Below are 16,008 nucleotides of genomic sequence, written 5' to 3'. Positions count from 1 at the left end.
CTACTGTCCTCCCTCCATTTCAACTTTTAATGCTTCTACACCTTCATTGATTTCTAAATCAGCATCTTCCACATTATCGCTGTTTTTTTGTTTTTCATCATAATATTGTGACTGAATGCCAAACATATAAGCATATTTTCCATTCTTAGCCATTAGTTCTTCGTGAGTTCCTTCCTCAACAATTGTTCCATCTTCAAACATTGCAATCTTGTCGCAGAACCTTGTACTTCCAAGTCTGTGTGAAATAAAAACTGCTGTTTTTCCATAAATCATATTTTCAAATTCACGATACATTCTGTCCTCTGCCAACGCATCAAGTGCTGCTGTAGGTTCGTCCAAAATAACAACTTTTCCATCTTTATACAAAGCCCTTGCCATGGCAAGTCGCTGTTTTTCCCCTCCTGACAAATCAATTCCTTCTTTATCAAAAATTTTTAATAAATTAGTATGTATGCCCTTTTCGTATGAATTGATTTTTTCACTTAAACCACTTTGCTCCAGCACCTCATTTATCTTATTCATATCAGTTTTGTCTTCCTCTGCAAATGAAATATTCTGATAGATTGGCATTGCAAAACATTCCACATTTTGGAATACAGGTGAAAACAGTTTAAAATATTCTTCCCTGTTGTATTCTTTTATGTCAACATCATTTAAAAGGATTCTTCCTTCACTTGGTTCGTACAACTTCATCATAAGTTTTATGAAAGTAGTTTTTCCGGCACCGTTAACGCCAACTACCGCAAGTTTCGCTCCATTCTTAATGGTTAGATTAACATTCTTTAAGACATAATTATCGTGTCCCGGATACTTAAAGCTTACATTTTCAAATCTAAATTCAAACTTATCAAGATTTATTTCTGTAATGTGACCATCTTTTTCATCTGCTGTTTCCCTGTCTTCCTTCCAGTCAACAAAGTTTCTGTAATCATTAATCATAAGACTATTAGTTCTCATATCTGAATAAATCCAGTTAACATATCCTACTGACGCATGGAATGTAGATACAAGTCCAACATAAAGAACAAAATCCGATATCTGATACGCACCTGTAACAACATTGTAAACAAGCCATGTGTACATAAGAATCTTCTGAACAATCAATACTGATCCAAGGCTTACTTCCCACAAAACCATTCTGTTGTGATGTTTCCTGTTTAATTCTTTGTATGTTTCATTTACACCTGATAACTGATTGAAAAATGCATTTGACATATTAAAAAGTCTGATATCTTTTGCAAAATCAAAATTCTTTGTAGTTGACTCTAAGTAATTCATTTTACGCCATGTTGGTGCCATTGCATCTGAAAACTTGATCTTATCTCTTTTTGTAAAGAAAGATGAAATCTTTACTATTCCAAAAGATATTACAATGAAAATTATCATCATTAATATATTTTGGATTCCTATTAATGCCGCTGACAAAATCATTAATGTTCCCTGGGCAATAAAATTTCTACTTTGGTATAAAACTCCATGAAATCCCTTGCCTCTGTTCAATGCTGTTTTTGCTCTTTGGGCACAATCAAGAAAATCCGGTGATTCCATGTTTTTAAAGTCAGTATGAAATAACTTGTCCATTCTCTTCTTTTCAACATAGCCTTCTGTCTTTCGATATTCAAACTCGAAACTGTTGTAACATGTAGTGCTGATAACATCTAAAATCATCATTATTAAGCAAATAATTACTGTATACATAATTATTGTGTTAAATGGCAAATCATCCTCAATAAATGACAGCACATATTTAGGAGCATATGAATTTAACAAAGTACCCACTATGTCTCCTATAGGCTTAATTAATGTAATTGCCAGCAGTCTTAAGTTACTCTTTCTCTCAATATTCAGGGCATAAATAAAATTATTTAAAAAGCTATATTCCTTCTGTTTTTTCATATGTCTCCTCTTTACTAATGTTACATCTAATTTAATTTTGCGACTTTCATTTTCACATAATTAAAATCAGAAATAAAAGTATACTTTCCTTTTCCTTTAACTTCTTTAACAAAACCTATTTCTTTTAATTTTTTCATAACATTCCTAGCCGTTGAAGTTGAACATTTCAATACTCTCTATCTCAGGAGCACCAAATATCTGATTAGTTTCAATTTCTTCATATATTTTTAATATGTTTTTTCGTTGGTTCATTATAATTCTGACTCTCAATAGCAAACTTTATATTTTGAAAAGACAACTTTTTACTCTCAATAGTTAACTTTTCAGACAAATAGGCATCTTTTTCAACGTTGAAATTATAAATGACTGCGTGCAACACAAAAGCATTTGTATGATAAACTGAAAGCTATTGGTGGATATACATTCTGGTCATATTGGGTTCTCCATCTCCCTGTACCATGCACAAAAATTCCCAACCGTATCTTTCATAGAAACTGGTATGGTCTGTAATCAAATAGACAGGTGTTATGTTTTTTGATTTTAAATCTTCTACAACCATATTAAGCAGATGTCCTGAGATGCCCTGACATCTATATTCCTCTTCTGTGTAGACTGCACAAACATTCGGAGTGAGATCTTTTCGAGCATGGAAATCGTTCTCGATTACTCCCAGCCCACCTACAATTTTATTTTCATCCAAGCAAATATACCAACCATATTCTGTTTTCTTATTCAGATAAGCTTCCATACATTCAAGATAAGCTTCTGTTGGAACTCCCCATTTACTGTGAAACCATTCGGCTGCACAATTTTTTAGTTCTGGCTTTTCTCTTAAAGAAATATACGTGTAATTTTTCATTTTTTCACCATAATCCTTTTTCAAATTTCTTTATCTCTACAAATTTTTATCTATATATTTAAAATAAGGTTTCTTATTAACCTCTGTACTATGTTCCAAATACCATTTAACACTATCTCTCAATCCGTCTTCTAATGATATGGTTTCTGGGTATATTTTGTTTTGACATGATACATTCTTTTGCAAAGTCTATAGCCTCTTTTACACTAATTCTACAACTTACATTTTATTCAAATCAATCCAAAATCTTTGTTCCATAACACCATCAACTACAACTTCGTTTTCTAGTATTCCTCCATTGTTTTCAATACTTTTAGCCGAACCGATATTTCCTTTATCACAAACCATCAGAACTTTATTTATTCCTAGCTTTCTACACTCGTCCAAAGCCAACGATATCATTTTTGTTGCAATCCCTTTTCTTCTCTCTGATGGACGAACACCATCTCCTATGTGTCCACCATTTAATAACAACTCTTCGTTTAAATAATGTCTAATATTTACAGCACCTACAACAATGTTTCGTTCTTCATCTAAGCAAAAAAACGTAGAATCAGGAACTAAGCCCTCACTCGTGTCTTTTACTTCCAGATTGTTACAATAGTAATCAAAATCACTATAATCTAAACGACCAATTACACAAGGTATAATTTCTTCGCCAGTATTATTCCACTCATCCAACATATCTACGATTTTATTACGATATTTATTTGTTGCTTTTACTAACTTAAGTTTCACAATAATACCTCCGTCACTAATCCTTTGTTATTAGAATTTATATATCTCCTCTATAATGCACCAATTCCGCTTTGTATATCAAATTTATTTTCTCACATTATATCATCTTCATCTTCTAAATTCCATTTTTCATCTTGGTATTCCCCCTATTTTGATTATTAAATTAATTATTTCTTTACCAATCTTCTCATTATAGATTTTCCTATTTGTAATGTACCAAATCGTATGGATAGTATTTCATATCTTTTAATATAGTGTCATCAATACCTAATAATTTTACAATAGCACCAGCCTCAAAACTCCAATATCCGCAATATGTATAATCGCTTCTATTATGTGAATCATAGTTTTCTCTCCGCGAATTATACCAACCTTTCTTTAATATTTGCTTTAAATCCGATGGATTTCTTGAATTTTCAATGAAATCTTTAAACTTCTCATATTCTTTTTTGAATAACAATTTTATATTATTATCAAATTCTTCACCTATGTAAGTACATGCCAAAAATTCAAGTAACCAATCCTCCTTTTTGCTTTTTTGAAGGAGATTGTAAACTCTTATTATATTCTTCTTTTCTGTTTCAAGACATATTCCTATCGAGAGCATTCTCAATGCCCGATTGTAATTATCCGGTTCAAATACATATATCCATTTCTCAAAAATATTCTCGTACATTTCTTTTATTTCACAAATGTTATCCCCACGCGAATATCTCGCAATCAACATATACTCTTCAATTAAGCTCATTGCATATTTTACAGGTTTTACTCTTTCTTCTTTAACCTCACCTTTTTCAAATGCTGCATTGTATTTCAATAGCATTTCAGTTCGTTTATCAATATATTTATCAAAATATTGTTTAGGCATTATTTTATCTCTCATATTTTACTCCAATACTGTTTTAATAATTTAGTAGTTTACTTCTTCTCCCTGATATCATGCATTCCATATATATTTAAGTTAAACTTACTATATCAGTACTTCTTCTTGGTTTATATTGGCATATTTGTCTATTTCTTTCTGCCATCCTTCAATTGTTTTTTCAGTGATTTTGCTCCAATTTTCTGCCGCTATTACTGCTTTTTTCCGCTCCTCTATCGTTCGTACATGACCTATTTTTTCACTTTTGCACATTGAAAAAAACTCTATTATTGAATCAGCGATTTTCATATCTTTATAGCCTTTCTCATGGTCGCAGAAGAATATTTGCCCCTTATTATCTTCCTTAACTCCAATAGCATAATAATTGCCCCACGTATCTTCTCCTATTGGCATACAACTTTTACTTTCAAAATTTTTCATATGTTCCTCTATGCTATTTTTAGTGTTAATTCCATATAAACATCTAACTATTTCTTTTCTTTTTCCCTTTATTAAAATTGTCTTAGGAGTATCCCCTCCGTTATATTTAAGCAAAAAATTTTTATAGTTCTCTTCCAATAAAATTTTATTTCTGATTTCAAATTCTTCTATTTGCTCAATAGAGCCATTACCATATTTTGCTATTAACATTTATTTTCCCCTTACTCCTGCAATATCATCATTATTGCTATGGTTAATTAGTAAAAGAGTAGCTATTTTGGTCACTCTTTTACTCCTAGTATACCGTATAATCTATAATTGAACCTTTGTAGTTCACCTTATACACATATACATAATTGGTCACTTTATCATTTTTATACTTTACTTTAACTAGTTTAAATGGTCTTATTCTGTAAAAAAACTTATTTCCCGTCCAACCGATACAATCAATCTTTGATTATCATCTATATCTTTCAAATCATTTTTCAACTCACTCACATCGAACATGCCCTTTTTTTCTGCATCTTTACTCCAATTGATTAATGATTCTTTTGTCCAACACCTAAATGTGGGTTTATTTATTATGTGATTACATTCAAATCTTGTTATTTCTTTAATTCTAATAAAATGAAACATCCCACTTATTACGAGAATTATAAGGATTAAACCAATAATAAGTCCTTTTTTAATTTTTTCATATCCTTCTCCAATTACTCTATTATTCAGTATTCTAAAGTATTTTAACCTTTTCTCCTAATATAATGTATAGTCTATAATTGAATCTTTATAATTCACTTTATACACATATACATCATTGGTCACTTTATCATTTTTATACTTTACCTCAACCAATATAATTAGGTGAATTATTGTTTTTATATTATTTTGCAAGTTCCATCATTTTTTCCAGAGACAATCCATCTACGATTATAGACTTTCCCTTTTTGCATGCATCCACTTTGATTTTTTTAATAGCAGCATAATAATCAACTTCTCCTATTATTTTATCTAACGTTGTACTTACTAATACCATCTTCCACTCATCAACTTTTTTTCCATCAACTTTATATTCCTCTTTAGGATTAAGCGGAAGAATAGTACAATTTCCCTCCGTTAATGCAATAGCACCAAATACTCTTTTGTCTGCGTTTGCATAAAAATGTGGTGTTGCCACAAATGCATTATCCATGTTTTTTTCTTCTTTATTTCCATTTAGTTTATTGAATAATCCCATCTCTTTCCTCCTTGTAATGTACCAAATCATATGGATAGTATTTCATATCTTTTAATATAGTGTCATCTAAGCCTAATAATTTTACAATAGCACCAACCTCAAAACTCCAATACCCATAATAATTATTATTGCTAAGATTGTGTGCATTATAGTTTTCTACATTTGCATTATACTAATTTTTAGACAGATAATTTTTTATTCCCATTATTCCATCGGATTCAATAATTATTTTTTTCAGTTTTCCGTATTGTTTTTTAAAGAGCAGTTCAATATCATTATCAACCTCTTCACCTATATATGACTTGACTAAAAACTCATAAAGCCAATCCTCCTTTCTGCTCGTGCAAAGCATTTCATACACCTTCATAATACTATTTTTGCTTACTCCCAAACATATCCCTATTGATAACATTTTAATATTTTTATTATAATAATCGGGTTCAAACACCTCTAACCATTTCGGAAAAACATCCTCATATATTTCTCCAATTTCATCAATGTCATCACCTCTGGAATACTTGGCAATCATTATATTCACGTCAATATTATTAATAAGTGATTTTACTGCTTGTATTCTATCTTCTTTAATTTGCCCATCATTTACATCTGCACTATAAATCAATACTCTTTTCATTTGTCTTTCTATGTATTTGTCAAAATATAATTTATTCTTTATTTTATCTCTCATATTTTACTCCAACATTGTTTTTGTATAAGTACGCTTTCATTCTGCTATTTCTAAACTTTTCTTCCAAGCGCAAAATCTGCTTTCCTTTGAAGTTTAACAGTAACCGGTCCCATATATCTCTTTGCAATTTCCAGTATATTTTTCTCATTTCCCAATATTTCCAATACTGTTACCGAAAAAACATTATTTAGATAATCATCAGCATTAATACTTACATCTTCAAAATAGTCAAATATTACTTGAAGTTTTTTCTCATCTTGATTTTTTTTAAGGAGTTCAATCACTTCCGGCATTATTATTTCTTCAACAACAATAGTGTCTAAGCGTTCTCCATACTCAGATATATGTTCTTCAAGTCTTTCTCTAGTTTCAGGAAAAATTTTCATCATTTTCTTCAAAAAATTATCTATTGTCATTTCATTACTTCTTCTTGAAAAATATCTTTATATTTTTCGTATTCCTTTCTACACAAATTTCGTAATCCGTCAGTAATATTATCTTCTTTTCCATTAGAAATTTTTAAGGCAGAAAATTTGTGAACTCAATATTTGCAAAAGAGTGCCTATTCAGCCACTCTTCCACTTCTAATATAATGTATAGTCTATAATTGAACCTTTGTAGTTCACTTTATATACATATACATCATTGGTCACTTTATCATTTTTATACTTTACCTCAACTGGTTTGCAAGGTCTAAATCTATAAAAGAAACTTATTTCCCGTCCCACCGATATGACTAACCTTTGTTTATCATCTATACCTTTCAAATCACTTTCCAACTCACTCACATCAAATGACTCTTTTCTTGCCGCCTCTTCACTCCAATTAAGCAACGACTCTTTTGTCCAACAAACAAATGACGTATCATCTGTTGGTAATTTACATTCAAATCTTGTAACCTCTTTGACATAAATAAATTGTATAAAGCAATTTATTAGTATAATCATTACGATTAAGCCAATGCCTATTCTTCTAATTTTTCTTTTCATAATCACATTCCATTAATATAATTAGATGAAATATTGTTTTTTATTATTTTGCAAGTTCCATCATTTTTTCCAGAGACCGATTCTTTATCTTCACCTTCAATTATTATATTATTCTTATATCAAAAAATGACATAATATATCTCCTTTTGAATTATCAATATTTTTTCTCTTTAATTTTGCCAACACTGATAATTATTATTCTTCCATTACAATATTACTTCTTCTTGAAAAATATCTTTATATTTTTCATATTCCTTTCTCCACAAATTTCGTAATCCGTCAGTAATATTATGTTCTTTTCCATTAGCAATTAAGCGTGCTTCCCTTTCTTCAATGGTAGATTTGGCAAAATCACTAATCATTTCGCTGTGTGTTGCTTCAACAAATCCTTGAAATGTATCTGAAATTTTTATATTCTTAAAACCTCTTTCATGATCGCAAAAATAAACAATACTATTATTATTTGCAGAAATGCCGATAGAAAAATAATTTCCAAAATTGTCAACTCCAATTGGAATACTATTATTTTTCTTCCAATCAAAATAGATCATATTTTTCTCAATGCTTTGTTCAACATTTAACCCATATAAATATCTAACTGTTTCTGAAACTTTTCCTTTTTTAAATATAGTATTTGGTGTTTCTCCTCCATTATATTTTATTAGGAATTTACGATAATACTCATCAAGATTAATTCCATATTTTCTTTCAAATTCTTCTACCTGTTCTATTGAACCATTTCCGTATTTTGCTATTAGCATCTTAATCACCTCCACATATACTATGACCACCAATATGTGTAAATTGACTATGTATATCTACTCTTACAAATTTTATAACACCATCAATTACATCATGATGAGCAATATATCCCTCTGGGACTTTTTCTAATCCATAATCATCCATTAGCACTTGGATAAGTTTTTTTGTATCTGTTGTTCTATTTCCAGTAAATGAACCAATATTTACACCTTCTAAATCTGGATTTAGATATTTAGTTGGAAATTGAATATATCCATCAATATATGGCACTGAATCTCCCACTGAATTTGTATATGTCCATGTTAAATGTCCATTATTTATATCAATTTTTATAGTGCCACCTTCCGCAAACCACTCTTTTATATCCCTTGAATATTTAGGTTTACATTCATTTACGAATTTACCTACTTTCCTATAAAAGTAATTCTTCATACTATTCCAGTCACTAAACTCTTGACTGCATGTACCATATTTTATTACTGCATTAGTATAAATTATACTATATCCATTTTTTAATTGATTTACTGCATCATCACCATACTCTTTAACTAACTGAATCGCAAGTTTTGTATCATCTTCTGATAATTCCTTAATAATATCAACTAATTCATCCCCATACTGTTCAATTAGCCTTTTTCCATCATCTCCAAAAGGTCTAAGCTTATCTACAATATCCTGACCATATTTTTCTGCAATTTTTTCCCAATAGTCACCTAATGGTCTTTTATTTGGATTTGTATCCGGATCTGCGTCTGGATTTAAATCCGGGTCTGTGTCTGGTTTCACAGGTGGTGTTTTTATTGTTTTTCCGCCCCACTTCTTAGTGACAAATTTATAAAATCCTGATTCATCAAAATTTATTTTTGCACTAACAGAAGATATTAATCGTGGCATTGCAACTTCAAATATTAAAAACATCGCCCCGGCTTCTACAGCTTTTCGAAGTATATCGCTGCCATTCTCAACACTTGGATCAATTATGTATTCATAAGCATCAATTCCAACATTTCCTGCCTCTGTTATTGAAAATATTGCACCCGCCATGCTCAATAGAATTATACAGGTATCCAAAATGCTGATTCCTTCACTTATTGTGAGCGCAACTCCAATCATTGCCGCAATCGCACTCCATGCAAAGTATGCAAATACTGCAATTGCAAATATCGCTGCCACTGCAACTATGATTGTGAAAAGAGTCATTGCCAAATCCTGTGATGATTCACCGCCACACAATCCGCCACTAATCATGTAAGCTGCTTCCCCTGTTTCAGGATTTAGTGTTATATAGCCTGTCCCATTCCAATCATAATACTGTATGCTTTTTTCTGGAACTATTACCGTTTTTCCATTATTTAAAGCTTTTTCGATTTCATTTTTCGCTGCTTTGTCAATTGACAACGTATTTAAAATAGTCTTATTTTCTTCTGAAATAGTGACAATATTAATGCCTCTCTCTTTAGATTCTTTAATGATGGAAACAGAAGAAACTCCTTTTGTATTTGTGGCTTCACCCACAACATATCCTTCAAGGTATGACCCCATCAACCCACTTGCCATCATAAAATTCTTTATGTTGGCATTGTTTCTAACAATTTTTTCTGTTTTTTGGTGTATATTTTCTTCCTGATTATATGCTAATCCAACAGTATCCGTATCAACATCTATATATAAAGTACCATCACTTATTGCAACAGGTACTCCCATAATGTTATTAACTTTTGGAACATAACCTACAATACATTCACCAATACTTCTAGCCCATTGAACGTCTGATGCCTTTGCTATGAGTTGATCATAGTAATCTACATAACTAAAATATACTTCTCCAACTGTATTAGTCAAGGTTGAAGTTGCCTGTTCTAAACTTATTTCACCACTTTGTACCTTATCGACGCACTCTTGTAATTCATTATGTTTATTAGCAAGGCAGTTATCATTTATCGTATTGTAATCAAATGTAATACCATATACTCCTCCGGCTATTAATGGATTTTCAACTTTTACATTTTCAATTCCTGCTTCATCTATATCCATTATAAGATTTGTATATGTCCCGGGTATCTGTTCATTTCCTTCAAGCACTTCATTTTCATCAATAGATATAACCGGTTTTACCCTGACAAGATACGAAGGCGTCGAAAATAAACTTCCATATTTTTCTATTATTTTTTCATCATCTTCAGATGCGGGTTTGTAAGTTAATGATATTTTATGTCCATATAAATCAGCAGTATAAAATGATATACTTGCATCGGGTGTCCCAAGAAACACTTTACCATACAAAGAACTTTGCAAAGAAAATGTAACCTTATCTATGAAGTTTTCAGATAAATAATCATCATCATATACTCTATCAATAACAGTATATGGAAGATTTGATGGCAAATATCCGGTTTCATCTTTTACGATATATCTCAACCCTATTGCATTAGACATTTCTTTTATGTCAATATTGTTATTGGTTAAATAATTCTCTATATCATTTTGTATCTGTAAAAAATCTACACTACTTTTCTCTAAGTCACAATTAAATATTTCTGAATAATCCGATTCAATTAATGCTTCTTTCAATTCATCTTCTTCAGATAAATTCTGCATTTTTCTTACTTCATCTGAAAGTAATTTTTCAACACTATTTTTTTCAGTTTCATCTTCATATTGCTTAAACGATGGATCAAGTTCTATCCAAATCTCTTCACCTTTTATTTTTCCGGCTCCTCTATATGTATCATAAGGAACCTTTACCTTAATCCATGTATGCTCTATTCTAAGTTTTGTAATATTTCCTTTTTCGTCTTGTCCATATTGAGTTGGAACACCCAGCATACTCATCGCATCGACTGCCGCTTTTTCTGTTTTAACCCCAAGCCAATTCATTGCCCTATTAATGTCAATATCAATATTTCCAACTACAAATTTTGCATCATACCCTTTATATCTATATAGTGCTATTAAAAGAGACGCCTGATCTAAATCATTGCCTGCTCTTTGCTCATATGTTCCAATTGCACCAAGTCTAAGTCCTGTGTACTGCTTATACTGATAATTGTTTCTAACGTATTCATACACCTCAGCAGGAGTCTTTAATTCATCTGCTATTTTTCTGATTTCGTCATTCAATTCAAGATATGAATCATTTGCTTCCGGAGTAACTGATAACTCTGTCAAATTAGATTCAACTAGTTCCTCCCCAACTATTTTTTCAGTATCATATCCATCTGCCACACCATGAGCTTTATCGTTATATTTTACTTCCGGCGTTTCCACCTTTTGAATATCATCTATTTCATTAACAATGTCTTTTATTCCTGTCTCAATTTCAGCTGTTGCCATTAAATCCAGATTTTCTGACAATTTGATAATACTACTGTTAATTTTTCCAAGTCCTTTTTCAACTTTTCCCTGATATTCTTCTGCCCTATTAATAATTATTTCTGAATCAGCTTTTTTCTTAGCTTCTTTTACTTCTTTTCTTACAGACTTAGTTATTTCTGCAATTGAATCACTCATATTGCTTAAATATTGCTTTATGTCTTTTTTTGATGTTGTAGCATCATTCAATTGATTTACTGTCTGTGTTAAATTTAGAATTTTTCTTGCTGACTCTACTTTTATCTGCGGTTCTTCATATTTAATTTCATTACTTACCTGTTCTTTTTTGTTATTTTGCTTTTCAAACATTTCAGGTACATATGAAGTCACAGTGACAATTGCAACAACTAATGATACTGCAATTATCATATTATATAATTTATTTTTAAACATGCTTAATGACATTGTTATACCCCTTTTTGCTCCGTCTCATCTTTTTTCTTTAATGCAATACATATTACAATTAATGCAATGCTTTGTATTATTAATGCAATTCTTATTTTGTCCTTTATTGCAAAATCTCCGGTTAATGGACTTATTAAAGTTCCGGTTTTCTTGTGATTATTACCAATACTATTATTTTTATTGTTATGTTTCCTATAGATGTTGTTTTGTCCTTCTTTCTTTGGAACGTATGACACTTTATTACCACTATTAGCTTTTTTATCAACATCTTTATTCGCAACAGCATTTCTATTTATATTAATCTTGCTACTGTCTGTTTTGTCATTACAATTTACATTATTATCTTTACAATTATCACCATCCTGACTGTCATAGTTGTCACTTTTATCTTCTATTTTTTTAGTTTTAGCAAATATAGCTTTAATAGATGCGTCCTTTTTTGGCATGCTAATACTTATATTTGAACTATTAACCTCATTTGATAACAATTCAATATCATCTGACACCCATCTGTCAAACACATAACCCTCTTTGGCTGTTGCCACTATATGTATTAATTCTCCACACTTATATTCACCATTTGTTATGTCTACACTTCCACCTTTATCTGCATTTACTGTTAACTTATACATATGTTCTTTTAAAGAAATTCCTGTTGCATCTAAAGCTGTCATTTCATTGTTTAATTCCGCTATCAAAATAACAATATAATCCCCTTCAAAGAGATTCTCAGTATCAATGTTTATGGTAGTTTCTTTAGTTTGTTCAACATCTATGTTTTGTTCTTTAACGTAAGTGTTTTGCTGATTATTTTTATTAACAAAGAGTACTTTTACTTTTACATTTTTGTCATCTAAATTACTTACATTATCAAAGCCAACATTAGCCTGTAATTCATCTCCAATAAAAGCTTCTTTATCCGACATTACTATATTACCTGAAAGCAAATCCATTGTTACTTCCTGAATATTCTCTGACTTGTTATGCGAAAAAATGTTTAACTCATTATTATTTATTATGTTAGTCGTACCATCTTCATTTTCATCGTAGTTCTCTTCATCATCTGCGACTTCCGGTACCATAGTACTTACATCAGATACCACATCAAAAACTATATCATCAAGACTGACTTCAACATTTTCATCGTTTTCATCTACGTAAGAAAATTTAATATCTTTTAACAATTCTACCTGTCCTTCTAAAGAAAGATTTGATAATAGAAATTTTATATTTATCATTAAATCTTCACCGACACTTAAATAATTTCTGTCAAATTTTATTGTTGTAGAGCCATCTTCATTTACATTTCTTCCTACAGGTTCTACCCCAAATTGCACATTATCAATTGGTATGTTTTCGCCAACCGTCATAGTCAGATTAATATCTTTTCCCGCCATTTTGAACATGTCTCCTAAGAGTTCAGTTATACATGTTTCAATATTATCCCTTGTTGCAGCATCGAAAGACAATCCCCCTGTAATTTCAGCTAAATGATCAAGTTTTTTCAATGCATTTTTTTGTGCATCTTCTGACTCGACATTAGAACTCATAAATACCGAAAAGACTCTAATATTATCATTTATTAACTCATCTTCCCGTATATTTCCTAAATCCCAAGGCCATCCGCTGCTAACACCATCTGAAAAAATATATATTGATTTATCTCTATCCTCAGATTTTTTCAAATCGTCAATACTCCAATTAAAAGATTGATTAAGTTTTGTTGCACCGCCCGGAACTATCTTATTATCTAGTACTTTATTTAATAATTCTTTATCATTTGTAAAATTTTGGACTGCTCTGTCGCGATTTATATACCTTATTTCCATTCGGTCTTCCGGTTGCATATTTTCCACAATTATTTTTGCACCTTCAGAAGCTTTTATCCAATCCTCACTACTCATACTACCTGAATTATCTAAGATAATTACTATATCCATAGGTCTTCTCTTAATATTTTCAGACAATCCTTTACCCGCTAATTTAAAATTTATATTTACTTCATCTGTATAATTATATATGTAATTTGCATTCGTATCGTAGTCTATATCTATTCTATTTTCATCTTCTGATTCATACACTTTTATATACGCCGTCTTTGTTTTTATAACTTTATCGTCAGCCTTGATATTAGTTTCTACACTTAATAATGATGTTTTTTCTATTTCCGGTTCAAATGAAAACTCATCAAACATTATTTCTCTATCTTTACAGTCTATGTTTACCTTTTCGGCATCTGTATATAGCTTATTTCCTTCTTCATCTTTTACGATAATTTCACGTGTTACACTTTTATTTATATTGGATAACACATATGCTGAAGTATTGACCTTTATACTTTTACCACAATTAAGCTTGTATGCTTTGGGAGATACTGAGCATGTTAAACTTGTAACATCAAATGTTTCATACACTTTAATTTGCTTTGTTTTACTTGCCACTACTCTCATGTCAGACTTGTCAACCACCATTATTGATATTTCAAATGTTCCTTTTTTATTTTGGGTATTCCAAACATATATGTTGTCTTTTGTTTTATTAAGTTTGGTTGTGTAGTCGTCATCATCTGAAATTGTAACAATAATCTCATAATTATCTTTCATTCCAAAAATAACCGGAATAACTTCTATTTCTGTATATGCACCTATTCTTTCTTTGTCAGCACATAGTTTCACATCTTTAATTTTCACATAATTTAAATCTAATTTTCCACAAGCCATTTCATATTCATTTATTAAACTTACATATAGTGATGTTAGCTCAACATCACTATATATACTTCCGTCTTCGCCAATTTCATCTGATATTAATGCTATTCTATTAAGAGTATTTTCATCATTTTTTGCAAGAGCAATTGATGCCATAAGGGTGTCCTTAATTTTTTCTTCCCCAACACCCCATAACTTATCTTCTTTCTCATTCTTTAACAGATACGATTCTGCTTGTTGTGCTACATTTTTTACACTACTGTTTATATTTCCCTCTAAATATCTGTTAACTGTCTTATATGTATAAGCAGTTAGATATATATTAGGATTTCCGTCTACAAACACAAAACTTCCATCATTATTCTGTGCTCGTTTAATGTATTCCATTGATTTATTCATTTCTGCACCATAAAATGAATCACATTCTAACATTCCATTGACTGCAAGAACAGTGTCTAGAATATCACTTTTATATCCTTCTACTAAACTGAATCCACCATCTGTATTTTGTAATTCGTTCCATTTAGGTTCTTCCATATTAATGTGATAATATTTGTTTTGTTTTGATGCAGCATTATATTTTCTAAACAAATCATCATTACTGTTTACTTCTATATCTTCAAGATATTTTAATGCGGATATCTTCTCATCTGCAAATGTATTTTCATATTCTAAATTTTCAAGCAACTGTGTTGTGTAATATGTTTTAAGATTTTCTCCAAAACTTCCATCCTTTTTTTGTTTTTCCTTAAGCCACAATAAAGCTTTTACTTTGCTTTCATTCATTTTTTCCAATGTTATTGTTTTTTTTGAAAATGCATTTATATTAATATTTAAAGTTATTGCCTCAACCATCATTGCAAAAATTAATACATAAGCTATTTTTCTCAATGTCTTTACTTTCATTTTTCCCTCCATATACATATCAACTTTATGAACACGTCACTAAAAACGTTTCAATTTTTATACGCATTTATTTTATTACTTATACCCTTAGCATCATGTGAAATACCCTCCTGAAAAATTATAGAAAAATGAAGCTGGATTAAACTGT

General features: G+C 30.5%; 12 protein-coding genes and 1 pseudogene. All 13 read right to left on the bottom strand.

Translation table 11 applies throughout. The features are described from left to right. The 13 genes and pseudogenes from N5B56_RS05090 to N5B56_RS05035 all read right to left on the bottom strand — a co-directional run bounded on the left by N5B56_RS05090 (nt 1) and on the right by N5B56_RS05035 (nt 15,860). Entirely contained in the window at nt 1-1,896 is a 1,896-nt protein-coding gene (locus N5B56_RS05090; protein ID WP_117909977.1) for an ABC transporter ATP-binding protein, read from the bottom strand. Nucleotides 1,897-2,302: 406 nt separating this feature from the next. Next, on the bottom strand, nt 2,303-2,779 hold the full coding sequence (locus tag N5B56_RS05085) for a GNAT family N-acetyltransferase (protein WP_346432189.1): 477 nt from the start codon (nt 2,777-2,779) through the stop codon (nt 2,303-2,305). Between the two features lie 195 nt (nt 2,780-2,974). Continuing rightward, nucleotides 2,975-3,493 (bottom strand): GNAT family N-acetyltransferase, encoded by a 519-nt coding sequence (locus tag N5B56_RS05080; protein WP_117909976.1) that lies wholly within the window; start codon nt 3,491-3,493, stop codon nt 2,975-2,977. A gap of 202 nt (nt 3,494-3,695) precedes the next feature. Further along, on the bottom strand, nt 3,696-4,376 hold the full coding sequence (locus N5B56_RS05075; RefSeq protein ID WP_117909975.1) for a PoNe immunity protein domain-containing protein: 681 nt from the start codon (nt 4,374-4,376) through the stop codon (nt 3,696-3,698). Between the two features lie 87 nt (nt 4,377-4,463). Continuing rightward, nucleotides 4,464-5,006, bottom strand: coding sequence for an SMI1/KNR4 family protein (locus tag N5B56_RS05070; protein WP_022089252.1), 543 nt, complete (start codon nt 5,004-5,006; stop codon nt 4,464-4,466). Nucleotides 5,007-5,676: 670 nt separating this feature from the next. Continuing rightward, nucleotides 5,677-6,030 (bottom strand): DUF4299 family protein, encoded by a 354-nt coding sequence (locus N5B56_RS05065; protein WP_260978492.1) that lies wholly within the window; start codon nt 6,028-6,030, stop codon nt 5,677-5,679. Beyond that, nucleotides 6,014-6,175, bottom strand: a pseudogene (locus N5B56_RS13505) (PoNe immunity protein domain-containing protein); the annotation flags it as partial. The pseudogene N5B56_RS13505 and the gene N5B56_RS05065, both read right to left, overlap by 17 nt. Before the next feature lie 27 nt (nt 6,176-6,202). After that, nucleotides 6,203-6,718 carry a PoNe immunity protein domain-containing protein gene (locus N5B56_RS05060; protein ID WP_260978491.1) on the bottom strand — a complete coding sequence of 172 codons (516 nt, stop codon included), beginning with the start codon at nt 6,716-6,718 and terminating at the stop codon, nt 6,203-6,205. A gap of 50 nt (nt 6,719-6,768) precedes the next feature. Further along, nucleotides 6,769-7,134 carry a DUF7674 family protein gene (locus tag N5B56_RS05055; protein WP_260978490.1) on the bottom strand — a complete coding sequence of 122 codons (366 nt, stop codon included), beginning with the start codon at nt 7,132-7,134 and terminating at the stop codon, nt 6,769-6,771. 168 nt (nt 7,135-7,302) lie between these two features. Continuing rightward, nucleotides 7,303-7,707: a hypothetical protein gene (locus tag N5B56_RS05050; RefSeq protein ID WP_260978489.1), complete on the bottom strand. Its 405-nt coding sequence runs from the start codon at nt 7,705-7,707 to the stop codon at nt 7,303-7,305. A gap of 206 nt (nt 7,708-7,913) precedes the next feature. Next, nucleotides 7,914-8,468: an SMI1/KNR4 family protein gene (locus N5B56_RS05045; RefSeq protein WP_260978488.1), complete on the bottom strand. Its 555-nt coding sequence runs from the start codon at nt 8,466-8,468 to the stop codon at nt 7,914-7,916. A 1-nt stretch (nt 8,469) separates the two neighbouring features. Then, entirely contained in the window at nt 8,470-12,246 is a 3,777-nt protein-coding gene (locus N5B56_RS05040; protein WP_260978487.1) for a transglutaminase domain-containing protein, read from the bottom strand. A 2-nt stretch (nt 12,247-12,248) separates the two neighbouring features. After that, entirely contained in the window at nt 12,249-15,860 is a 3,612-nt protein-coding gene (locus N5B56_RS05035; RefSeq protein ID WP_260978486.1) for an InlB B-repeat-containing protein, read from the bottom strand. Between the last annotated feature and the right edge of the window lie 148 nt (nt 15,861-16,008).

It is taken from the genome of Eubacterium album, assembly GCF_025336545.1.
GTDB classification, from domain to species: Bacteria; Bacillota; Clostridia; order Lachnospirales; family Lachnospiraceae; genus Eubacterium_U; species Eubacterium_U album.
The sequence above is the reverse complement of the archived record's forward strand: the minus strand, read 5'-3'. Positions and strand labels throughout refer to the sequence as shown.